The following is a 21,388-nucleotide window of genomic DNA, read 5'->3' as shown; positions in this document are numbered from 1 at the left end:
GCTGAAAGCCAGCCATTCAGAGGAGTGATCAGTGGCTCTACCGACCAAGATGGTGTTGGTTGTCCGGTCCGGCCTCGGCCTGGGAGAAGCGGTGAACGCGGCGGTCGTCGTCGGGCTGAGCACGGGCAGCCGGGTGCCGCACCTGCTCGCTGAGGACGGCGAGGACGCTTCCGGTGGCGTGCACGCCGGGCTCAACCCCCACCCCGTCCCTGTGCTGACCGCCTCGGCCACCGAACTCGAGGACCTGCACCGCCGGGCGCGAGGAGCAGCCGGGCTGACCGTGGTGGGCTTCAACGACGTCGCCCGCCGAGCCCGCGACTACGACGACTACCTGAGCGCGTTGTCGCAGACGCCGGGCGAGGACGTCCACCAGGTCGCCGTGGCCGTCTTCGGGCCGCGCAGCCTCGTCTCGTCGCTGACCAGGCGGCTGCCGCTGCTGGGAGCGGACGCATGAGCGCCGCGCGCATCACCGCCGAACGGGTCCGGATCGACCGTGGGCCGCGCTCAGGCCAGACGATCATCGTCAGCGCCGATTCCACCCGGCTCGGTCCGGCCTTGGGCGGATGCCGGATCAAGTCCTACCCGTCCTGGCGCGAGGGCCTCGACGACGTGCTGCGGCTGTCCGCGGCGATGACGGAGAAGGCCGCGCTCGCCGGTCTCGACCACGGCGGCGGCAAGACCGTGGTGGCGCTCGACGACACGTCCTCCGCCGACTGGACAGGGCCTCGGCGAGCCGACCTGCTCGACGACATCGCCGATGTCGTCGAAACCTTCGACGGCACGTACATCACCGGTCCCGACATCGGCACGAGCCCGCAGGACATGGCCCGGTTGCACAGCCGCACCCGCCACGTCCTCTGCCGCCCGGAGGCCGAGGGCGGCAGCGGCGACTCCTCCGTCCCCACCGCACTGGGCGTCACCGCTTCGCTCGAGGCCGTGTGCGCACACCGGTGGCCGGGAACAGACCTGTCGACGCTGAGCTTCTCCGTGATCGGCCTGGGTCACGTCGGCGCGGTCGTCGGCGACTGGCTGGCCGCGCGCGGAGCAGCGCTGACCGTCGCCGACATCGATCCCGGCCGCCGGGACCTCGCCGAACGCTGGGGAGCCCGGTGGGTCACCCCGGACCAAGCCCTGCGCGCCGAGGTGGACGTCGTGGTCCCGTGCGCGGTCGGCGGGATCCTCACCCCGGCCTCCGTCGGCGGGCTGCACTGCCACGCTGTCGCCGGCGCCGCGAACAACCAGCTCGACCACGACTCCACCGCGGCACTCCTGCACGACCGCGGCGTGTTGTGGGCCCCGGACGTCATCGTCAGCGGCGGCGGCATCATCGCCTCGGTCAGCCGCGAGCTGCACGGCCTCACCGCCGCCGAGGCCCAAGAGCGCGTCCGCGGCATCGGACCGCGCTTGACCTCGGTGCTCGCCGACGCCGAACGCCGTGGCATCACACCGCTGCAAGCCGCCCGCGACCTGGTCGACGCCCGGCTCGAAGGCCGTGTGAACGGGACACCCGCCGCCCACGCTCCACAAGTGCGCTCAGGTCGCCGTGTTCCCCGCTGAGCCGCGATCTCAAGCGCGACGCACCTGACCGCGTTCCGGTCAAGATCTGGCCGGAGCCGGGCTGCAAGGGCAAGTCCGCCGTCGTCGACGAAGACGTCCGCGACACCACCGCCCTCGGCTTCCCGAACGGCGTGCTGTCCTGCCTCCAGCCCTGGCCTCTCCCGAGCCGCCGCGGGTCGATGGACTTCAGCTCATACGGGGTTCGGCGCAGGTGCGGGAAGCGGCGACAGCACGGGGTTGTGAGCGCGCTGGTAGATCACCGAGCTGCGGAAGCTCACTATCTCGCGACGCTTGCTCAGCCGGTCGACGAGGAATGAGTGCAGGTGGTCGAGGTCCTGGACCGCGACGTGGAGCTGGAAGTCGTCCCCACCCGCGAGCACGAAGACCGTGAGGACCTCGGGCATCCGGCCGACGGCCTCCTTGAACGCATCGATCACCTGCCGGCTCAGCGGGCGCACCTGGACGGCGATGAAGGCCTGAACACCCCGGTTGAGCGCGACGAGGTCGATGTCGGCGTGATAGCCGCGGATCACTCCACGACGGGTGAGTGCCCGCACCCGTTCCAGACAGGTCGAGGGGGCCACGCCGAGCTGCCGCGCCAGCTCGCGGTTCGACTGCCGCGCGTCTGTCTGCAGAAGAGCGATGATCGCCGAATCAAGTTCGTCCACTCGGTGATAGTTCCACAGCCTCGAACGAGTGATCGAGTAGAAGCTTGATCGGCGATCATCTGCGCGGGATTTGAGCTGTGCGGCGATCAATGCGACCCGCGCACCTGAGTCCGCACTTGCTAGCGGTACCAGGCGCGAACGCCCATCCGTCCCGTGCTGCCGAGATCGACGTAGATGCTCGGCTGCGGCGACACGGCGACCAACGGTTGCCGGACGGCACCCGGAGCGGTCGCCAGTTCGACGTGCTCGGCGACCTGCGGCGGCTCCAGCGACGTGTTCGTGTTCCGCCACACGAACGCGCTACCGGCGGTCTCCCCCGGCTGCACGGTGATCGGCTGCGGCGGATCGTCGAAACCGTCGAGAACCGTGATGCCGCCGGTGCCTTCGAGGATCGCGACGTCCAGCGACTGCCGCTCCCCGTCGAACAGGCTCACCTGCGGGTACCCGTTGAGCTGCAACGCTTCCGCACCGCAGTTGGTGACCTCGACGGACATCACGCGCAACCCCATTGCCGCCTCGGTGAAGTTCGAGGTGAACCGCACTCCCGCGGCGCACCCGGGATCCTCCGACGCCTGCACGGCCGGGCCGCTCGCGACCAGACCGGCCAGGACGGCTGTTGCAGCAAGAACCTTGCCCCCAAGTTTCATGCACCCGAGCATGCCACCCGCAGGGGTGGCCGGCGAGGAACCTTCACAAGACCTCCACGAAGACGATCCAGTCCATTGTGGAGTGACCGACGGGTAAACCGGTGTCCATGCCGCCGAGAACTGCCCGGCCCTGGGCGCGCGGCCACAGAGCCGGCGTCAGGCGACCACCTGGTCACCGATGTGACGCAGGCCGGCGAATTCGTCGGCCGGGATGCACGATCGAGTGTCGCGCCGTCGTCGCCGCAGCCCAGTGGTGAGCGCTGACCGCGCCGCTCGATCCGCCCATGCCGAGACCAGGCCGTCGCAGAGGTCGGCGAGCCCTGTCGATCAGAGCAACTCGAGGAGGACGTCGTGTCCGGACTCCTCGCCGCCGGGACCGTGGCCGCGGATGATTTCGACGATCTCGTCGAACAGCGTCGGGCCCTCGCCACGCCGCGCCGTGCTGATCCTGGCCTCGATGCCGGCGCGACTCGACGGGTGACATTCGAACAGAATCCGCTCCAGCCGCAGGACTGTCGCCCCGTACCCGAGCGCGGACCGGGACGAACCCCTACGACGGAGGCGCCGACGTCATCTTGCCCACGCCCAGCGACCGCGACGCCCTGGAACACCGTCATGCCGACTGGCTCTCATCCCGTCCCTCCGGCCTCTGAACGCCCATGAGGCCGCTCACACCGGTCCCGATGAGCACCAAGCCGCTCGCGGAAGCCGTGGGTCCAGTCGTCGAACCTCTTCTCGTGGTCGTGGTCGTGGTCTGAACTGCCTACGCCAGCGCTCGGCCGTGCCGTAATGGATACGTCACACTCTGCCGGGGATGAACCGGACCAGCCCGAACGTTCCCCTGAGAGCACACGGATGAGCAGAGGAGAACCACTGTGACGGAGAAGGCTGTTCTCGCGGGCGGCTGTTTCTGGGGCATGCAGGACCTGTTCCGCCGCCACCCCGGCGTCGTCTCCACCCGCGTCGGCTACACCGGCGACCCCAGCACGCCCAACGCGACCTACCGCCGCCACGGCAACCACGCCGAGGCCATCGAGATCGTGTTCGACCCCGAGAAGCTGAGCTACCGGCAGATCCTGGAGTTCTTCTTCCAGATCCACGACCCGTCGACGCGCAACCGCCAGGGCAACGACATCGGCGCCAGCTACCGGTCGGCGATCTTCTTCGAGACCGACGAGCAGAAGCGCATCGCCGAGGAGACGATCGCGGACGTCGACGCCTCCGGGAAGTGGCCGGGCAAGGTCGTCACCGAGGTCACCCAGGCGAGCGACTTCTGGGAGGCCGAGCCGGAGCACCAGGACTACCTGGAGCGCTACCCCAACGGCTACACCTGCCACTACGTCAGGCCGGAGTGGCAGCTCGGCGAGAAGTAGGGATCGCCGCGCCGCACCCTCACGAGGGCCGTCCGCCGGACGGCCCTCGTCCCGTTCGCGACGGGAACAGCCCCGGTGATCGGTGCGTCACTCGGAGGAGCGTTCGCTCTCCGCCGCTTCGTCCCCGCCGGGGTGCGACGCGTCCTTCACGGGCATGCGCGCCTCGATGACTTCGCCCAGGTAGCGCATGACGACGGCCACCGCCGCGGCGACCGGCACGCAGAAGAACGCGCCCGCGATGCCGTACAGGCTGGTGCCCGCCGTCACCACGAGCAGCACGACGGCCGCGTGCAGGCGCAGGCTGCGCGACTGCAGGATGGGCTGCAGCACGTTGCCCTCGACCTGTTGCACCACGATGACGATGATCAGCATGATGATGGCCGACGTCAGGCCGTTGCTGACCAGCGCGACGAGCACGGCCAGCGCGCCGGCGATGAGCGCGCCGACGATGGGGATGAACCCGCCGAGGAACGTGAGGGCGGCCAGCGGGATGGCGAGCGGCACCCCCAGGATGACCAGGCCGAGCCCGATGAGCACCGCGTCGATCAGCGACACGACGGCCTGGCTGCGGATGAAGCTGCCGAGCGTGACCCAGATCCGCTCCAGCACCGTCGTGACGTGCTTGCCCGCGCGTTCGCCGATCAGGCCGCGCACCCACGGCGTGAACTTCGTGCCGTCCTTGACGAAGAAGAACGCGAGCAGCAACGCCACCAAGCCGGTCACCAGACCGGACGTCACCGCCCCCGCCCCGGTGATCAGGCCGCTGGCGATGGACCCGATGCTGGACTTGACCTGCTCGACGCCCTGGTCGATCAGGCGGTCGAGGTCGCTGCCCTCCAGGTTGAACGGCGGCCCGCTGGCCCAGTCCTGCAACTGCGTGACGGCCTTCTGCGCGCTCTGCGCGATCTCCGGCACGCCCGACGCGATCGACGACGAGATGGCCGCGATGACCCCGCCCAGCACGCCGAGCCCGAGCAGCAGCACGACCGTCGCCGCGAGGGCGGAGTTGAGCCCCTTCGACATCATCCACCTGGCCGGCGGCCACAGCACCGTGGTGATCAGCAAGGCCAGGAGCACGGGCATCACGACCACCCACAGCTTCCCGACGAGCCACAACACCATCCAGAAGCCGAGCGCGGCCAGCGCCACCCGCAGACTCCACCGCGCGAGCCAGCTCACGCCGTGCCCGATGGCCTCACCCTTGTCCGCCCACGTGCGTTCCCGTTCCACGCGCACAGTGTGTCGTGACTTAGCCCGATCGGGTGGCAGACCCGCCGTTTCACCGGCGCGACGTCTCCGTGAACGCTCGGAGCACTGCTCCTAGCGGGTGCCGGCGGACGCGGAGCCCCAGAAGGCGTCCTCCTCGGCCGGGTCGGCGGTGAACAGCCACACCTCGGCCACTTCGCCGTCTTCGACGCGCATCAGGTCGACGCCGACGCCGTCCATCTCCGCGCCGGCGCGCCGGGCGGTCCAGCGGACCGGGGCCGCGACGACCGAGCCGTTGACCATCAGAGGGGCGTTGCGCCGCAAGGCGAAGGTGCCCTCGGAGACGGTCATCATGCCGCCGATCATCTCGCCGACGGCCGCGCTGCCGTGGTGGGTGCCGGAGAAGCGGTTGGCGCCGGGCTGGTGCCACACGACGTCGTCGGCGAGCATGGCCGCGACGGTGGCGAAGTCACCTGCTTCGAGCGCCTCGAAGTAGGAGGTGATCACGGCGAGTGGGCTGGTCATGGTTTCTCCTTCACGTTGGAACAGCCCTATGATCACCATTGGTAACCAATTACCTCAACGTAACTAATTGACGGGAGTGCCCCGTGTCACAGATGCCGGACTTCAGCGTGCTCGCCGCGACCTGCCCGTCGCGGACGAGCCTGGCGCGGATCGCCAACAAGTGGACGGCCATGGTGGTGTCGGTGCTCGGCAACAACGGGCTCATGCGGTTCGGCGACCTCAGGACCCGGCTCGACGGGATCAGCGGCAAGGTGCTCACGGAGACGCTGCGGGACCTCGAACGCGACGGGCTCGTCACGCGGCACGTGCACGCGGAGATCCCACCCCGCGTCGAGTACGAGCTGACACCGCTCGGATTCACGTTGCACGCGCCGTTGCTGGCGTTGTGCACGTGGGCCGAGGAGCACATCACCGAGGTGCTGGCGAGCCGCGAACGGTACGACGTCAGGAACGGGTGAGCACGCCGTCGACGTCCGGCATGACGGAGCCGCGGATCAAGCGGCGCACGACCGGCCGTTCGGACAGCCGGAAAGCCATGTCGCGCAGGGAGATCCGCAAGCGGGAAGAAGGCGCCATCCAGCCGATGAACCGCCGGCCGAACTCCTGGGTGTGCGACACGGCGGGCTTCATGCGGGCCTGGTAGCGGGAGAAGGCGCCGTCCGGGCCAGCGGCCAGCTCCTCCGCCAGCACGAAAGCGCCGGCCATCGCCAGAGAGGCACCGTGCCCCGCGAACAGCGACACGGCCCCGCACGCGTCACCGACGAGCACGACCTTGCCGCGATGCCACGACGGCATGTCCACTTGGGACACCTCGTCGTAGTAGATGTCAGCGGGCAGCAGGGAGAGCAGCGACGGTGCCACCCACCCCAGGTCGCCGAAGCGTTCCCGCAGCGCCCCGACCAGATCGGCGGGCAGCGCCTGTGACCGGGACCGGTGCAGCATCAGCGCGGCCATCGCGCCGTCGCGCACGGCGTAGCAGCCGATCATTCGATGTGGCACCGTCAGCATCTGGTACCGGTAGCCGATCCGCGCACTCAGTTCCGGATCGTCGAACGAGAACGCCGCCGTGTGGTGCCCCAGGTACCGCACGAACGACGACGAGGGCCCGAACACCAGCTCCCGGACCCGCGAATGCACGCCGTCCGCGCCCACGACCAGGTCGAACTCGCCGGTGGAGCCGTCCGAGAACGTCACCCGCCCGTCCTCGACGGCGGAAACCGAGGTGCCGAACCGGAAAGCCGCCCGGACGTCGGCGCGCAGCGCGGCGGCGAGATCCCCGCGCAGCAGGCTGATCACCCCGTCCGCCACGGTCTCGTAGGCCGCCGCCGAGATCTCGCTCCGCCGCCTGCCCCTGGCGTCCACGCTGGTCACGGACGTGATCGGCGCGCGCCGCAGCTCCAACGCGGGCAGCAGGCCCATCCGCCGCGCCACCTCGTGCCCCGGCCCGAAGAAGTCGATCAGGTAACCGCCGGTCCGCACCGCCGGCGCCCTCTCCACCACCAGGACGTCCCAGCCCGCGCGTTCCAGCCACCACGCCGTCGTCAGCCCGGCGATCCCCGCCCCCACCACCAACACCCGTTGGGCATTCGACTTAGGCATATGCCTAATTTAGCACTCGCGAGTTTGCCAAGCACCGCTTTCCGCTCGCGCGGCAGTGGCGGCTTCGCTGGTCAGTCGGTGACGAGACGCCGGAACAGGCTCGCGACCGGGCGGAAGTCGACCGACTCGTCCAATGCGCGGTGCAGCACCATCCCGTCGACAGCGGCACCCAGCAACAAGGCGACCGCGTCGGCGTCCTCCACTCCGGCGGCGCGCAGCCAGTCGCCGACACGCGCCCGGAAGTCCGCGACCAGAGCCGCCAGCCCGGCCTTCAGCTCCGGCAACCGGTGCGCCGCCAGGAACGCCTCGGCCAGCAGCAACGACTCGGGGTCCGTGCCGGTGTAGCGGGTGAGCTCGCCGAGCACCCGGTCGATGCCGTCGGCCGGGCTCGCCAGCCGCAGCGCGTCGGCGGACTCGGTCAGGACGCGTTCGGCGAACCGCAGCGCAGCCGTCGTCAGCAACTCCGGCACCGACGAGAAGTGGTAGTGCACGAGCGCGGCGTTCACGCCCGCCCGTTCGGCCACCAGCCGCGTGGTCACCGCACCCCAGCCGACCTCGCCCACGAGGCCGGCCGCGGCGTCGATCAGCTGTTCACGGGTGCGGCGACCGCGGTCGACTGACTTGGGCACACGCCCAACTTAGCCCGCGGCGCGCTTCTTGACCGTCTCGAGCACCTCGGTCCAGCCGCTCGTGTTGTCCTGGTGGGCCTTCGTCCGCAGGTCCTCGGAGGCCACGAGCGAGGCGAACCCGCTCTCCACGACGCGCAGCCTCGTGCCGGAGCCCTCCGGCACGAGGGTGAACTCGACCAGCGTCGTGTTGTCCGCGGTCAACGGCTGCCCAGCGAACGCGCTGGCCCAGCGGTACGACACGTAGGTCTGCGGCGTCACGGTCTCCACCCGCACGGGGAAGTCGCCGTACCGCTCGTTCTCGCACAGGGTCGTCTCCCCCTCGACCGCGGTGCCGGACGGCTCCGAGGCCACCCAGAAACCCGGTTCGGTCACCAACTGCCAGACCCGCTCCACAGGAGCCTCGATCAGGGTCTCGCGTTCGATCCGGTCCACGCTCACGACAACTCCCAGATGTCCGCCAACACATGCAACCACAGAGTTGCACATCACCCACTGATGCGCAACTGATGGGTTGCACGTTGACGCCGGGGCGGCGCGTTGACGAGCCACGACCGGGTGAGCACTAAGATCGTCGCGGTGACTGCCTACGACGATCTCGACCTCGACACGACGGAACTGCCGGAGCGCCAGCAGAAGATCCTGGTCGCCATCCGCGACTGGGTCGTCGAGCACGGCTACTCCCCCAGCACCCGCGAGATCGGCGAGGCGGTCGGCCTCAGGTCCTCGTCGAGCGTCTCCAAGCACCTGGCCGCGTTGGAGGACAAGGGTTTCCTCAAGCGCGGCGCCTCGGTGACCAGGCCGATGGACGTGCGGGTCTTCCTGCACGAGACCGCGTCCGCGGCGGTCCCCGCCGACTCCGTCCCCGTGCCCGTCGTGGGCGATATCGCCGCCGGCGCGCCGATCTCCGCGGTGGAGCACGTGGACGACGTGCTGAGCCTGCCGCGCGGGCTGGTCGGGCGCGGCTCCAACGTGTTCGCACTGCGCGTCCGCGGCGACTCGATGGTCGACGCCGCGATCTGCGACGGCGACATGGTCGTGGTGCGGCAGACGCACGAGGCCCATAACGGGCAGATCGTCGCCGCGATGATCGAGGAGGAGGCGACGGTCAAGGTGTACCAGCGCCGCGACGGCCACGTGCGCCTCGAACCGCGCAACGCCGCCTACCCCGTGATCGACGGTGACGACGCCGTGATCCTCGGCGTCGTGGTCTCGGTGCTGCGCAGCGTCTGACAGTCCTCAGAGGACTCCCCAGTCGTGTGACCGGAGGTGCTCGGCCACGGCGCCGGCGGCCGGTGTCGGCGCGCCCCTGGTGACGACGTAGAGCGTGTTGAGCGGCGGCACCTCGGCGTGGTGCAGCAGCTCGACGGAGCCGGCGGCCAGCGCGGGTTCGGCGAGGTACCGCGGCAGGGCTGACACGCCCGCACCGGCGATCACCGCGGCCAGCACCGCGCGCAGGTCCGGCACGACCACCGCCGCGGGGTTCTTCGGCCGCCTGCCGAACTCGCTGCGCCAGTAGCGGCGGATGATCGGTAGGTCGCCGGAGTAGGCCACCAGCGGCAGGTGCTCCAGGGCGCGCGCCGGGTCCTCGCCGAGCAGCCGCCGGTCGACGGTCCTCGCCAGCAGGGGAGGCCCCACCAGCAGGAACTCCTCGTCGGTGAACGGCGTCGCGGTGAACCCCGCGCCGGGGCGGACCGAGGACAGCACGACGTCGAGCTGCGCGGCCTTGAGCGCGGCGAGCAGGTCGTGCGCGAGACCGAACGTGACCTCCAGCCGGATGCCGCGCCGGGTCAGCGGCGCGAGCGCGGGCAACCCGCGGGCGCTCAGGAACTCGGCCGCTCCCCCGAGCCGCACCGTGCCTCCGACGGCGGGGACGGGGTCGAGCGCGGTCCTGAGCTGGTCGAGGTGCCCGGCGACGCGGCGGGCCAGGTCGTCGGCACGGGGTGTGGGCGTGACACCACGGCTGCCGCGGACGAACAGCGGTTCGCCGAGCTGGTGCTCCAGCCTCGCGAGCTGCCCGCTCACCGCGGGCTGGGTGAGCCCGCGCCTGGTCGCCGCCGCGGTGAGCGAACCACCGCGGTAGATCTCCAGGAAGGTCGCCAGCAAGTCAAGGTCGGGCACCCTGTCAGCCATAAGGGAGATTATGGCTGCTTGGGGTCGCGTTCTGAGGATTTGTGATGTGCTGAACGCATGAAGAAGCTACTGATGGTCGTGTCCGGCGCCGACTCGCTGACGCTGGCGGACGGCACGAGCCACCCCACGGGGTTCTGGGCAGAGGAGGTCGTCGAGTCGGTGCGCGTGCTGCGCGCGGCCGGGATCGAGGTCACCGTCGCCACGCCGGGCGGTGTCGTGCCCACGGTCGACAAGGCGAGCCTGGACGGCACCTTCGACGACGCGGTGGAGTCGCTGGAAGACCTGCGCGCGCCGGCCGTGCTGGAGTCGGTGCAGGCCGCGGACTTCGACGCGATCCACCTCCCCGGCGGCCACGGCCCGATGGCGGACCTGGCGTCCGACGAGGCGCTGGGCGCGCTGCTCGCGGACTTCCACGACAGCGGCAAGGTCGTGGCGGCGCTGTGCCACGGACCGGCCGGGCTGCTCGCCGCGGTCCGGGCGGACGGCTCGTTCGTCTTCGCCGGCAAGGAGATGACCGCGTTCAGCGACGAGGAGGAGCGCCAGGGCGGCCTGAACGTCCCCTACTCGGTCGCGGGCAGGCTCGCCGAGCTGGGCGCGCGCCTCACGCCGGGTGAGCCGTGGTCCAGCACGGTGGTCGTGGACGGCACGCTCGTGACGGGCCAGAACCCGCAGTCCACGGTGGCCACCGCGACCCGCGTCGCCGAGCTCCTCTACCCCAGCAGCACCTGAACCACGCACAACAGGTAGAGCAGCACCGGCCCCCTGCTCAGCTGCACCAGCAGGCCGAGCGGCACCGGGCCGAGCACCCCGAAGTCGATCGCGGCCACGCCGTAGTCCAGCGGCGGCCGCGTCGCGACCCGGTACACCACCGCCACGGCCCCCAGTGCGGACACCGCACCGTTGAGCCAGGAGACGTGCGGGGTGAACGGCACGGTCGCCAGGCACCACGCCACGGCGGCCGTGCCGGGCACGACGAGGTGCGCGAGCCGCAGCACCCCGTCCGGCACCCCCAGCGCCCGGCGGACCGCCGGCAACCGGCAGACCGTCCGCAGTCCCGCCGCCAGCCGGTCGGCGGCGGCGAACGCGCAGACGAGGTGCACCGCGGGCACCCACTCGACCTCACCGCCGAGTGCCACCAGCGCGGGCACCGGCAGCAGCCCCGCCCACACCAGCACCGAGCCCGGCGCACGGCGGGCCCGCAGCACGTCCGTCCACACCAGCACCACCGCCCGCGGTCCGCGCAGCCGCGCCGACCGGACCCGCCCGCGCAGCCGCGCCCGCCGTTCCGCGAGGAGCGCGCCGAGCAGCCCGAGGTCGAGCCAGGCCACCGACACGCGCACGGCCGCGGCGAGCGCGGCGCCGGCGGTGAGGTCGCTGCGCCGGAGACGCCGCAACGAGGCCGCCGCGGCGACGACGAGCAGGACCGCGGCCGCAGCCGGCCAGACCACCGCGCTCGCGGTGGCATCGCCGGGCCGCAGCACCGACGCGGCCACCGCCACCACAGCCACCCCGGTCAACACTCCCCGCACGCGCACGCGGGAACGCTGCTCCACCGCTCCGGCCACCACGGCGACGACGAGCAAGACCGCCACCGCAGCCGACCGGACCACCACAGTGACGTCGCCGGGGCGCAGCACCGACGCGGCCATCGCCACCACAGCCAACCCGGCCACCAGTCCCCGCACACGCACCCCGGAACGCTGCACCACCGCCCCGGCCACCACAGCGACGACGAGCAAGACCGCCACAGGAGCCGGCCAGACCACAGCAGTGACCTCATCCGGCCGCAACACCGACGCGGCCACCGCCACCACGGCCACCCCGGTCAGCAGGCCCTGCACGCGCACGCGGGAACGCTGCACCACCACCGCCCCGGCCACCACGGCGACGCCGGCCACCGCCGACCCGGCGAACACCGCCCACCCCGGCGGCGAAGGCGCTCCCACGACGCCGAGGACGGCCGCGGGCCACACCGCCCCCACCGCCGCGCCGAACCCGAGCAGCCCGGCGAACCGAGGCGCCAGCAGCGCGGCCCGGTCGACCGGCGAGCTCAGCACCCAGAACAGCCGGTCCCGTCCCGCGAACACCGGCCCGAAGGCCAGCAGCCCCTTGAGCAGCACCACCGCCGCCACGACGGACAGGCACAGCGCCGTCCACTCGCTGGCCCCCTCCTGCCCGGTCTTCTGCAGGCCCCGGACCGCGACACCCCACGCGATGGCACCGACGATCGCGGCGTTGACGAGCCGCCCGTACCACCCGGCGAGCCGGAACCGCCAGGGTGGCGGTGGACGCCGGAGCCGCCGCCGGATCGCGGCCGCCGAGGTGGTCACAGGGTCACGGTCCGGTCGGCGACCGCCTCGACCAGGTCGTGGTCGTGCGAGGCGAACACCACGGCCACGCCCGCCGCCTTCTCCGCCGCGAGCCGCTCGCGCAGCCACGCCCGGCCCTGCGCGTCGAGGCGCTGCTCCGGTTCGTCGAGCACCAGCAGGCGGCGCGGGCGCACGAAGCACGAGGCGAGTCCCAGCCGGTGCCGCTGGCCGCTCGACAACGCCGGTGGCAGGCGGTCGCGCACTTCGTCCAGCCCCAGCTCCGCGAGAACGCCGAGCACCTCGCCCTCGGGCTCCGCCGTGCCGTGCAGCCAGGCGAGCAACCGCAGGTGCTCCACCACGGACACGTCCGGGAAGTAGTCCGCGTCGTCCAGCAGCGAGGCCACCGCAGACCTCGCGGCGGCCGACGACTCGTCGAGGACTTCGCCGTCGAGCAGCACCGACCCCGCGTCCAGCACCTCGGCTCCGGCGAGGCAGCGCAGCAGCGTCGACTTGCCCGCGCCGTTCGCCCCCACGACGGCGACGGCCTCACCCGGGGCGACCACGAACGAAAGACTTGTGAAAACGGGGATCCCGCCGTAGCTGAAGCCGGCGTCCCCCACGGCCAACGACATGTGATCAGCGTAGTGGGAATAGCCGGTTCACCCGTGCGTTAAGGTAGATGCAAACGCATTGAATCTGACGACAGAAGGAGGCGGGGACCGTGCAGTTCGGAGTGTTCTCGGTGAGCGACATCACCAGGGATCCGGTGAGCGGCGAGACCCCCAGCGAGGCCGAGCGCATCGACGCGATCGTGCGGATCGCGGAGAAGGCGGAAGAGGTCGGGCTCGACGTCTTCGCGATCGGCGAGCACCACAACCCGCCGTTCTTCTCGTCGGCGCCCACCACGCTGCTCGCACACATCGCGGCGAGGACCGAGCGGCTGATCGTCAGCACCGCGACGACGCTGATCACCACGAACGACCCGGTGCGCATCGCCGAGGAGTACGCGATGCTGCAGCACCTGGCGAAGGGCCGGATGGACCTGATGCTGGGCCGCGGCAACACGGCGCCGGTCTACCCGTGGTTCGGCGCGGACATCCGGCAGAGCCTGCCGCTCGCCCTGGAGAACTACAACCTGCTGCACCGGTTGTGGCGCGAGGACGTCGTGGACTGGGAAGGGAAGTTCCGCACGCCGTTGCAGGGCTTCACCTCCACCCCGCGGCCGCTCGACGACGTGCCGCCGTTCGTGTGGCACGGGTCGATCCGCACGCCGGAGATCGCGGAGCAGGCCGCCTACTACGGCGACGGCTTCTTCGCGAACAACATCTTCTGGCCGAAAGAGCACTACATGCGGCTGATCAAGTTCTACCGCCAGCGGTACGCGCACTACGGCCACGGCACGGAGCAGCAGGCGATCGTCGGTCTCGGCGGTCAGGCGTACATCGCCAAGAGGTCCCAGGACGCGATCAACGAGTTCCGCCCGTACTTCAACGAGGCCCCCGTCTACGGCCACGGGCCGAGGATGGAGGACTTCATGGAGCAGACGCCGCTGTCGGTCGGCAGCCCGCAGGAGGTCATCGACAAGACGCTGACCTTCCGCGAGCACTTCGGCGACTACCAGCGCCAGATGTTCCTGATGGACCACGCGGGCCTGCCGCTCAAGACCGTGCTCAACCAGCTCGACCTGCTGGGCGAGGAGGTGGTTCCGGTGTTGCGCAAGGAGATCGAGTCGCGCCAGGACCCGCGGACCGCCGAACCGCCGACGCACGCCGGACGCGTGCGGGAGAAGTACGGCGACAAGCCCGCGCGCCAGCCCAGGCCGAACGCCAACCGGGGTGACAACGTCACCGGCGGCTCGCCCTACCAGGACGCCGAGTAGGAGCGGGACCGTGCCCCGGGCCAACGAGGCGTGGGAGTCCTTGATGAAGGCCTACGCCGTGTTGATGAAGCAGTTCAACGCGGAGGACGTCTGGGGCGAGCTGACCATGCGCGAGTACGACGTGCTCTACCAGTTGTCCAAGTGCGACAGTCCACTGAGGATGAGTGAGCTGAACCGCCACGTGCTGCTGAGCCAGCCCGCCCTGTCCCGCATGGTCGACCGCCTGGCCGACCGCGGCCTGGTCGACCGCTGCCCCGATCCCGGTGACCGCCGGGGTGTGCGCCTGTCGCTCACCCCGGCGGGCCGGGAGACCCAGCGCGCGATCGGCCGCCCGCACGCCCGCAGCGTCGCGCGCGCCCTGAGCGTGCTGACCCCGCAAGAGCTCGACCAGCTCGCCGCCATCACCGGCAAGCTGGCCGGAAACGAGGAGAGATGACCGCACAGTTCCAGCTCGTGGTGGTGTCCGCCGGCACCGGTGACCCGTCGTCGACCCGGCTGCTCGCCGACCGCGTCGCCCAGCGCGTGACGGCTTTGGCCGCGCGCAAGCAGCTGACCGTGGGCGTCCGGACCATCGAACTGCGCGAGCTGGCCGGTGAGATCGCGAACGCCATCGTGTCCGGCCACATCGGCGTGAAGCTGCGGGACGCGATCACGCAGCTCCAGCGCGCGGACGGCATCGTCGCGAGCACCCCCGTCTACAAAGCGGGCGCGAGCGGGTTGTTCACGTCGTTCTTCCAGGTGCTCGACAACGACCTGCTGATCGCGAAACCCGTCGTGCTCGCCGCGACCGCCGGCACGGCCCGGCACGCGCTCGTGGTCGACGACCAGATGCGCGGCCTGTTCGCCTACCTGCGGACCGTCGTGGTGCCGACGTCGCTGTTCGCCGCGACCGAGGACTGGACCGACGCCGGGCTGACCAAGCGGGTCGACCGCGCCGCTCTCGAACTGGTGGCGCTCATGGCCGCCGGGTTCGAGAAGACGGTGCGCGACGAGTCGTGGGGCAGCTACCAGCACGAGTTCGGCAGCGCGGGCGGCACCGAGCTCACGATCGACCTGGACTCCGACCTGATGCGGCTGGCCACCGGCGGGTCGGCGAGCTAGAAGTCCGCGCACGCCGGTGCGGCGGTTCGGGTTCGTCCATGGCGGCGAGGACGGTTCCTCAGAGCTATAGCGGTCAATGTAGCGCTACGAAAGCTACTATAGCCCCATGCAGAACGCACGGGATCGCCTCCTCCTCGCCGCGGCCGAGCTGCTGGAGACCGGCGGCACGGTGTCGACGAGGGCGGTGTGCGAACGCGCCGGGGTGCAGGCGCCGACGCTGTACCACCACTTCGGCAGCAAGCAGGGCCTGATCGACGCCGTGGTGAACCACGGCTTCACCCAGTACACGGCGGTCGAGAGCTCCGGCGACCCCCTCGGCGACCTGCGCGAGGGCTGGGACCGGCACGTGCGGTTCGGGCTGGAGCACCCGTCGTTCTACGGCCTGCTCTACGGCCGCGCCGAACCGGGCAAGCCCTGTGCCGTCACCGCCCCCGCGCACGCCGCGCTGCGCGAGCGGTTCACCGAGGCGGCCGCCAGGGGTCTGCTGACCGCGCCCGTCGACGACGCGGCAGAGCAGGTCCTCGCCGCCAACGTCGGCGTGACGCTCACCCTCATCACCCAGCCGGAACCGGACTTCGGGCTGTCCGCCCGCGTCCGCGAGTCGGCGCTGGCCGGCGTGCTGCGCTCCCCCGCGGCCGCGGGGCCCACGAGCCGCGCCACCGCCGCGCTCACCCTCCGCGCCCTCGTCGACGAGAACCCGGCCGGCCTGACACCGGGCGAACACGCGCTGCTGGGCGAACTGCTCGACCGGCTGGCGCGCCAGGACGCCGGCTAGACCACCCGGCGCTCCTCGGCCCAGGGCACCAGCTTCCGCTCCAGCAGGACCAGCGCGTAGAACAGCACGACGCTGACGACCGCGAGCAGGGCCATCGCGGCGAAGGCCAGCGAGGTGTCGGCGCTGGCGCCGGAGGTGGAGATGACGTACCCCAGGCCGGCGCGGGCGCCGACGAACTCACCGATCACCGCCCCGACGACCGCGAGCGTGATCGACACCTTCAGCCCGACGAAGATCTGCGGCAACGCGTGCCACAGGCGGAGCTTGAAGAACTCGTGGGCGCGCGAGGCGGCCAGCGACCGGAACAGCTCGACCAGTTCGTTCGGCGTGGACCTCATGCCGGACGCCGTCGAGATGACGATCGGGAAGATGCACACCAGCACCACCATGAGCACCTTCGACCCGATCCCGAACCCGAACCACACCACCACGAGCGGCGCGACGGCGATCTTCGGCACGGCGTTGAGCGCCACCAGCAACGGGTAGAACATCCGTTCCAGCACCGTCGAGCCGACGACCAGCAGCGCGATCGGCACACCGATCACGACGGACAGCGCGAACCCGGCCACCGCCTCCCACGACGTGACGAGGGTCTGTTCGAGCAGGTAGCCGGGGAGCTCCAGGAACGACCCGGCGACGTCGCCCGGCGACGGCAGGAGGAACGGGTCGACGCGGAACACGATCGTCGCGAGCCACCACGCACCGACGATCGCCAGCAGGCCCAGCACGGGCAGGACGGCCTTCACGCGGTCACCTCCCCCAGCGACGCCCGGACCGCACGGCTGACCTCGTCCAGTTCGGCCCGGCCCAGCGCGCGGGGGCGGGCCAGGGGGACGTCCGTGATCTCGTGGACCCGGCCGGGTCTCGGGCTGAGCACGACGACCCGGTCCGCGAGCAGCACGGCCTCGTCGACGGAGTGCGTCACGAACAGCACGGTGCGCGGCTGCTCCCGCTGGATCCGTTGCAGCTCCTCGGAGAGCTCGGTGCGGGTGATCGCGTCCAGCGCGGAGAACGGCTCGTCCATCAGCATCACGCCGGGGTCCTGGAGCAGCGACCGGCACAGCGACACCCGCTGCTGCATGCCACCGGACAGCTCGTGCGGCAACCGCTCCTCGAACCCGCCGAGCCCGACCAGCTCCAGCAGCTCGTGCGCGCGGGACCTCTGCTCGCCCAGGCCGAGGACCTCGGCCGGCAGCAGCACGTTGGCGAGCACCGAGCGCCACGGCAGCAGGGCCGGGCGCTGGAACATGAGCGAGACGTCGCGGCACGGCGCGGTGACCTCCTCGCCGGCCACGAGGACCCGCCCCCGCGACGGGGTGAGCAACCCGGCGGCGATCCGCAGCAACGTCGACTTGCCGCAGCCCGAACGGCCGATCACCGCGACGAACTCGTGCTCGGCCACCTCCAGGTCGATCCCGGCCAATGCGCGCACGCCGCCGAAGGTGTGCGCGACCCGCTGGAACGCGATCACCCGGGCGCCAGGCCGAAGGACACGAAGTCGCCGGGACGCACCGAGCCGTCGGGGACCGCGCCGGCCTCGACGAGCGTGCGGACGATCCTCTCCACCCGCGGCTCGGTCAGCTCGCCGATCCTGCCGGTGAACCCGGCCGGCCGCACGTAGGGGGCCATCAGGCCGACCTCGGCGGCGGCCACGCCCGCGTCCTGGGCCGGCTGGTGCTTCTTGAGGATCGTCCCGGTCTCCTCCGGGTGCTGGATCGAGTACTCGAGGCCTTTGAGCAACGCGCCGGTGAACGCGCGCGCCAGCTCGGAGCGGTTCGCCGCGATGTCCTTCGACGTCACGAGCGCGTTGCCGTACAGGTCGGGGACCAGATCGCCGTACGGCAGCACGACCGCCTTCCTGCCCTTGGCCGCGGCCTCGACCAGCGGCTTGCCGACGACGAACTGGCCGATCCCGTCGACCTGGCCCGCGGCCAGGAGCTGCGGCAGCGCGGGTGGCGCGGACGGCACGAACTCGACCCGCGCGGGGTCGATGCCGGCCGCCTTCGCGTACACCGGGAACATCACCTGGTTCGTCGAGCCGGGCTGGTCACCGATCCTCTTGCCGGCCAGGTCGGCCGGCCGGGCGATCCCGCCGCCCTCCAAGGCCACGATCGCGGCCAGCGACCGCTGCTGGACCGCCGCGACCACGGTGACCGGCAGCTCCTCCTTCGCCGCGGTGATCGCGGTGGCGGTGAAGTCGGCGACGCCGAAGTCCGCCCGGCCGCCCGCGACGAGCTTGAGGACGTCGACGCTGCCCGTGCCCGGCGTGATCGTGACGTCCAGCCCCGCCTGCTCGAAGAAACCCTTCTCCTGGGCCACGTAGGCGTACGCGTCCCGGCCGAAGGTGCTGAACGACGTCAGGTAGTCGACCTCGGTCCTGCTGCCGGCGGGCTCCGCTCCCCCGCACCCCGTGACGACGACCAGGACCACGGCGAACAAGCCTGGAACCGCTTTCCTCATGTTCCCTCCCCCGAAGGTGCCCTGATGTCCGAACATAGAGGCCGGGGAGGACGGATGAACACGACCAATCTGCCGGTGGCGGTCATCGGCGCCGGCCCGATCGGCTTGATCACCGCGCTGGGACTGGTCTCGCACGGCGTGCCCGTCGTCGTGTTCGAAGCGGGTGCGGCCCTGTCGAGCGAGACCAGGGCGGGCACGGTCCTGACCCGCACGCTGGAGGTCCTCGACCGGTACGGCGCGCTCGGTCCCGTGCTGGAGGCGTCGCTGCGCCTCGACGAGATCGGCCAGCTCGACCGGGCGACCGGGGCGTCGGCCGGGAGCGTGCTGACCTCGGCGCTGGCCGGGGAGACGCGGTTCCCGTTCGTCGTCAACGTTCCGCAGCACGAGCTGGAGCCGGTGCTGGCGGCGGTCCTGCGGGACCGCGCTCCGGACGCCTTGCGCATGCGGCACCGGCTGGTGGACTTCACGCAGCACCCGGACGGCGTGACGCTGCGGCTGTCCACTCCGGAGGGGATGACCGAGTTCGCGGCCGCTCACGTGCTGGGCTGCGACGGCGGCCGCTCCACCGTGCGCGAACGGCTGGGCGTGCCGGTCAGCGGGCACACGCTCGGGCAGCGGTACGCGCTCGTCGACCTGGTCTGCGACCTCGACGTCGAACACCCGCGCGACTACCCGTACCTCGCCTACTTCGGGGACCGCGAGGAGTGGGTGGTGCTCGTGCGGCAGCCGCACTGCTGGCGGTTCGTGTTCCCCCTCCCGCCGGGCCGGGCCGCCCCGACCCCCGGCGAGCTGCGCGACAAGGCGCGCCGCTTCATCGGCGACGCGGTCGAACCGGAGGTGCTCGGCAGCAACGTCTACACCGTGCACCACCGGGTGGCGTCGTCGTGGCGGCGCGGGCGGGTGTTCCTGCTGGGCGACGCGGCGCACCTGATCACCCCGATGTGGGCGCTGGGGCTGAACACGGGCGTGCTCGACGCGTCCAACCTGCCGTGGCGGCTCGCGTGGGTCCGCCGCGGGTGGGCCTCGGAGGAGTTGCTGGAGGGCTACGAGGACGAGCAGAAACCGGTGGCGGTCCACGGTTCGGCGGCGATGGCGGAGGCCGCCCGCGCGGTGATGGACCGGCGGCTGGAGCCGGTCGCCGGGTGGAGCGACGCGATGACCCGCACGTTGCTCGGGGTGCGGCTGGGCTCCGGCCCGCCGCGGACGCGCACGGGCGCGCCACAGGTGGGTGACCGCGTTCCCGACCTGCGCGTCTTCGGCCCGCGCGGCCCGGTGCACCTGCACGAGCTCTGCCGCGACTCGTTCGTGGCGCTGCACCTCACCGACGCGCGCCGCCGGCCGCACCTCCCCGCTGACGGGCCCGCCGGTCTGCGGCAGGTCGTGGTGAGCCGGTGGGACGCGCCGCACGACTCGGGCCTGCGGTCCCGCGCCTACTTCGACCCCGGGTCGACCGTGCGCGACCGCCTCGGGGACGTCGCCGTCCTGCTGCGGCCGGACGCGCACATCGCCCACGTCGAACCGTGGACCGCCGACTCCTGGCGGCACGTCCGGGACCGCTACCTGAGGGAGGTGCGCCTTGCGGGGTGACGTCGTGCTGTCGCCGTCCGGTGCGGAGGTCGTGCTGGTGGACGTCGGCCAGCGGGTGCTCCACGACGACCCGCTCGTGCGCGTGTGGGAGGTGGCGCTCGAACCGGGCGAGACCCACCCCTGGCACCTGCACCACAACCCGTACGTGGTGCTGAGCATCGAGGGCTCGCAAGGCCGGATGGACTGGCTCGACGGCAGCGCGCCGCGGCTGGTTTCCGAGCACCGCGGCGGCCACGTCCTCCGGTCGGTGTCGCCGGTGCACCGGCTGACCAACACCGGGACGTCCCGCTACCGCAACCGGCTCGTCGAGCTGAAGGACCTCGGGGAGAACCTGCCGGAGCCGCGGGAGGTCTCGCCCGCCGACGTCAGCGTGCGCACCGTCGCCGATGCCGTCGTGGACCTGGAAGGGCCGCACGTCCTCGTGGCGCTGGACGCCGAGGACGTGCGGGCGCATCCGGGCGGGCCGTGCGCGTTGGACGGCGAGTGGTTCGTCGTCGGCCTGCGCTACTCGGCCAGGTAGGGCTCCAGGTCCTCCGCCTCGGCGACCTGGCGAACCTCGATCGACACCTCCTCGACGCCGGCGAAGCAGGTGACGTACTCCTCCGCGACCGCGGTGGCCTCCGCGAGGTCAGTCGCGTTGATCAGCACGAACCCGCCGACGACCTCCTTGGCCTCGGCGAACGGCCCGTCGGTCGACCTGATCACCGCGCCGCGCCTGCGCACCGTCGCCCCCGTCCTGAGCACGCCCTCGGCGCCGAGCAGGACGCCGTCAGCGCTCGTCTTCTCGATGAACGCGTTCATCCGCTCGACGAGCTCGGCGTTGGGCTCCCACGAGGCCTCGTCGTCGGCCAGGACCCGGTGCATCAACAGGAACCGCATGATCTCTCCTCGTTGTCGGCCGGCAGCGTTCGGCCGCTGCCACCCGTGCGTCGATCAGCGTCCG

The 21,388-nt window shown here is 71.5% G+C and carries 27 protein-coding genes; 13 read left to right on the top strand and 14 right to left on the bottom strand.

Annotation, left to right across the window (positions count from 1 at the left end; all coding sequences use genetic code 11):
* The first annotated feature begins 31 nt into the window (after positions 1-31).
* A complete protein-coding gene (locus BMW88_RS15590) occupies positions 32-454 on the top strand; it encodes a DUF2000 domain-containing protein (protein WP_089951431.1) in 423 nt (140 codons plus the stop codon).
* Positions 451-1,557 (top strand): Glu/Leu/Phe/Val dehydrogenase family protein, encoded by a 1,107-nt coding sequence (locus BMW88_RS15585; RefSeq protein WP_089951430.1) that lies wholly within the window; start codon positions 451-453, stop codon positions 1,555-1,557. The genes BMW88_RS15590 and BMW88_RS15585 overlap by 4 nt, the downstream gene beginning before the upstream one ends.
* Before the next feature lie 191 nt (positions 1,558-1,748).
* Here BMW88_RS15585 and BMW88_RS15580 read toward each other — a convergent pair whose 3' ends face one another.
* Positions 1,749-2,225 (bottom strand): Lrp/AsnC family transcriptional regulator, encoded by a 477-nt coding sequence (locus BMW88_RS15580; protein WP_089951429.1) that lies wholly within the window; start codon positions 2,223-2,225, stop codon positions 1,749-1,751.
* A 119-nt stretch (positions 2,226-2,344) separates the two neighbouring features.
* Positions 2,345-2,872, bottom strand: coding sequence for a DUF4232 domain-containing protein (locus tag BMW88_RS15575; RefSeq protein ID WP_177221124.1), 528 nt, complete (start codon positions 2,870-2,872; stop codon positions 2,345-2,347).
* Between the two features lie 575 nt (positions 2,873-3,447).
* Between BMW88_RS15575 and BMW88_RS44420 the strand changes: the two genes are divergently transcribed.
* Positions 3,448-3,525 carry a hypothetical protein gene (locus tag BMW88_RS44420; protein ID WP_425434659.1) on the top strand — a complete coding sequence of 26 codons (78 nt, stop codon included), beginning with the start codon at positions 3,448-3,450 and terminating at the stop codon, positions 3,523-3,525.
* A gap of 222 nt (positions 3,526-3,747) precedes the next feature.
* Complete coding sequence (gene msrA, locus BMW88_RS15570) at positions 3,748-4,245, top strand: peptide-methionine (S)-S-oxide reductase MsrA (RefSeq protein WP_089951427.1); 498 nt, start codon at positions 3,748-3,750, stop codon at positions 4,243-4,245.
* Between the two features lie 87 nt (positions 4,246-4,332).
* Here the strand turns inward: msrA and BMW88_RS15565 are convergent, their stop codons facing one another.
* Both BMW88_RS15565 and BMW88_RS15560 read right to left on the bottom strand, forming a co-directional pair.
* Complete coding sequence (locus BMW88_RS15565) at positions 4,333-5,475, bottom strand: AI-2E family transporter (RefSeq protein WP_089951426.1); 1,143 nt, start codon at positions 5,473-5,475, stop codon at positions 4,333-4,335.
* Between the two features lie 90 nt (positions 5,476-5,565).
* On the bottom strand, positions 5,566-5,976 hold the full coding sequence (locus BMW88_RS15560) for a nuclear transport factor 2 family protein (RefSeq protein WP_089951425.1): 411 nt from the start codon (positions 5,974-5,976) through the stop codon (positions 5,566-5,568).
* A 92-nt stretch (positions 5,977-6,068) separates the two neighbouring features.
* Here BMW88_RS15560 and BMW88_RS15555 point away from each other — a divergent pair, with 92 nt between their 5' ends.
* The gene (locus tag BMW88_RS15555) at positions 6,069-6,434 is read left to right on the top strand and encodes a winged helix-turn-helix transcriptional regulator (RefSeq protein WP_089951424.1); all 366 of its coding nucleotides are present in this window, start codon (positions 6,069-6,071) and stop codon (positions 6,432-6,434) included.
* Here BMW88_RS15555 and BMW88_RS15550 read toward each other — a convergent pair.
* The 3 genes from BMW88_RS15550 to BMW88_RS15540 all read right to left on the bottom strand — a co-directional run bounded on the left by BMW88_RS15550 (position 6,421) and on the right by BMW88_RS15540 (position 8,642).
* Positions 6,421-7,575 carry an FAD-dependent oxidoreductase gene (locus BMW88_RS15550; protein WP_089951423.1) on the bottom strand — a complete coding sequence of 385 codons (1,155 nt, stop codon included), beginning with the start codon at positions 7,573-7,575 and terminating at the stop codon, positions 6,421-6,423. The genes BMW88_RS15555 and BMW88_RS15550 overlap by 14 nt on opposite strands.
* A gap of 71 nt (positions 7,576-7,646) precedes the next feature.
* Positions 7,647-8,204, bottom strand: coding sequence for a TetR/AcrR family transcriptional regulator (locus BMW88_RS15545; RefSeq protein ID WP_089951422.1), 558 nt, complete (start codon positions 8,202-8,204; stop codon positions 7,647-7,649).
* A 9-nt stretch (positions 8,205-8,213) separates the two neighbouring features.
* Positions 8,214-8,642, bottom strand: coding sequence for an SRPBCC domain-containing protein (locus BMW88_RS15540; protein WP_089951421.1), 429 nt, complete (start codon positions 8,640-8,642; stop codon positions 8,214-8,216).
* Between the two features lie 138 nt (positions 8,643-8,780).
* Between BMW88_RS15540 and lexA the strand changes: the two genes are divergently transcribed.
* Positions 8,781-9,434, top strand: coding sequence for a transcriptional repressor LexA (gene lexA / locus BMW88_RS15535; RefSeq protein WP_089951653.1), 654 nt, complete (start codon positions 8,781-8,783; stop codon positions 9,432-9,434).
* A gap of 6 nt (positions 9,435-9,440) precedes the next feature.
* Here the strand turns inward: lexA and BMW88_RS15530 are convergent, their stop codons facing one another.
* Entirely contained in the window at positions 9,441-10,322 is an 882-nt protein-coding gene (locus BMW88_RS15530) for a LysR family transcriptional regulator (RefSeq protein ID WP_177221123.1), read from the bottom strand.
* 69 nt (positions 10,323-10,391) lie between these two features.
* Here BMW88_RS15530 and BMW88_RS15525 point away from each other — a divergent pair, with 69 nt between their 5' ends.
* Entirely contained in the window at positions 10,392-11,063 is a 672-nt protein-coding gene (locus tag BMW88_RS15525; protein WP_089951419.1) for a type 1 glutamine amidotransferase domain-containing protein, read from the top strand.
* Here BMW88_RS15525 and BMW88_RS15520 read toward each other — a convergent pair.
* Both BMW88_RS15520 and BMW88_RS15515 read right to left on the bottom strand, forming a co-directional pair.
* Positions 11,045-12,664 carry a DUF6297 family protein gene (locus BMW88_RS15520; protein WP_089951418.1) on the bottom strand — a complete coding sequence of 540 codons (1,620 nt, stop codon included), beginning with the start codon at positions 12,662-12,664 and terminating at the stop codon, positions 11,045-11,047. The two genes, BMW88_RS15525 and BMW88_RS15520, sit on opposite strands and share 19 nt — an antisense overlap.
* Positions 12,661-13,275: an ABC transporter ATP-binding protein gene (locus BMW88_RS15515; RefSeq protein WP_089951417.1), complete on the bottom strand. Its 615-nt coding sequence runs from the start codon at positions 13,273-13,275 to the stop codon at positions 12,661-12,663. The genes BMW88_RS15520 and BMW88_RS15515 overlap by 4 nt, the downstream gene beginning before the upstream one ends.
* A gap of 89 nt (positions 13,276-13,364) precedes the next feature.
* Here BMW88_RS15515 and BMW88_RS15510 point away from each other — a divergent pair, with 89 nt between their 5' ends.
* From BMW88_RS15510 to BMW88_RS15495, 4 genes are all read left to right on the top strand, one after another.
* A complete protein-coding gene (locus tag BMW88_RS15510) occupies positions 13,365-14,522 on the top strand; it encodes an LLM class flavin-dependent oxidoreductase (RefSeq protein WP_089951416.1) in 1,158 nt (385 codons plus the stop codon).
* Between the two features lie 10 nt (positions 14,523-14,532).
* Positions 14,533-14,958, top strand: a complete 426-nt coding sequence (locus BMW88_RS15505) for a MarR family winged helix-turn-helix transcriptional regulator (RefSeq protein WP_245777805.1) — start codon at positions 14,533-14,535, stop codon at positions 14,956-14,958.
* Positions 14,955-15,623 (top strand): CE1759 family FMN reductase, encoded by a 669-nt coding sequence (locus tag BMW88_RS15500; RefSeq protein ID WP_089951415.1) that lies wholly within the window; start codon positions 14,955-14,957, stop codon positions 15,621-15,623. Before BMW88_RS15505 ends, BMW88_RS15500 begins: the two co-directional genes overlap by 4 nt.
* Before the next feature lie 106 nt (positions 15,624-15,729).
* Positions 15,730-16,398 (top strand): TetR/AcrR family transcriptional regulator, encoded by a 669-nt coding sequence (locus tag BMW88_RS15495; protein ID WP_089951414.1) that lies wholly within the window; start codon positions 15,730-15,732, stop codon positions 16,396-16,398.
* On the opposite strand, the gene BMW88_RS15490 is transcribed toward BMW88_RS15495, so the two are convergent.
* From BMW88_RS15490 to BMW88_RS15480, 3 genes are read right to left on the bottom strand one after another with little or no spacing between them, the layout of a single operon-like run.
* Positions 16,395-17,144 (bottom strand): ABC transporter permease, encoded by a 750-nt coding sequence (locus tag BMW88_RS15490; protein ID WP_089951413.1) that lies wholly within the window; start codon positions 17,142-17,144, stop codon positions 16,395-16,397. The genes BMW88_RS15495 and BMW88_RS15490 overlap by 4 nt on opposite strands.
* Positions 17,141-17,869 (bottom strand): ABC transporter ATP-binding protein, encoded by a 729-nt coding sequence (locus BMW88_RS15485; RefSeq protein ID WP_089951412.1) that lies wholly within the window; start codon positions 17,867-17,869, stop codon positions 17,141-17,143. The genes BMW88_RS15490 and BMW88_RS15485 overlap by 4 nt, the downstream gene beginning before the upstream one ends.
* Positions 17,866-18,858, bottom strand: a complete 993-nt coding sequence (locus BMW88_RS15480) for an ABC transporter substrate-binding protein (RefSeq protein WP_089951411.1) — start codon at positions 18,856-18,858, stop codon at positions 17,866-17,868. Before BMW88_RS15480 ends, BMW88_RS15485 begins: the two co-directional genes overlap by 4 nt.
* A gap of 54 nt (positions 18,859-18,912) precedes the next feature.
* Between BMW88_RS15480 and BMW88_RS15475 the strand changes: the two genes are divergently transcribed.
* On the top strand, positions 18,913-20,445 hold the full coding sequence (locus BMW88_RS15475; protein ID WP_089951410.1) for an FAD-dependent monooxygenase: 1,533 nt from the start codon (positions 18,913-18,915) through the stop codon (positions 20,443-20,445).
* A complete protein-coding gene (locus tag BMW88_RS41880; RefSeq protein WP_177221122.1) occupies positions 20,435-20,965 on the top strand; it encodes a cupredoxin domain-containing protein in 531 nt (176 codons plus the stop codon). The genes BMW88_RS15475 and BMW88_RS41880 overlap by 11 nt, the downstream gene beginning before the upstream one ends.
* Here the strand turns inward: BMW88_RS41880 and BMW88_RS15465 are convergent.
* Positions 20,950-21,324 carry a YciI family protein gene (locus BMW88_RS15465; protein WP_089951409.1) on the bottom strand — a complete coding sequence of 125 codons (375 nt, stop codon included), beginning with the start codon at positions 21,322-21,324 and terminating at the stop codon, positions 20,950-20,952. The two genes, BMW88_RS41880 and BMW88_RS15465, sit on opposite strands and share 16 nt — an antisense overlap.
* Positions 21,325-21,388: the final 64 nt, after the last annotated feature.

It is taken from the genome of Lentzea xinjiangensis (genome assembly GCF_900110955.1).
GTDB lineage: Bacteria > Actinomycetota > Actinomycetes > Mycobacteriales > Pseudonocardiaceae > Lentzea > Lentzea xinjiangensis.
This window is presented reverse-complemented; position numbering and strand designations above follow the sequence as displayed.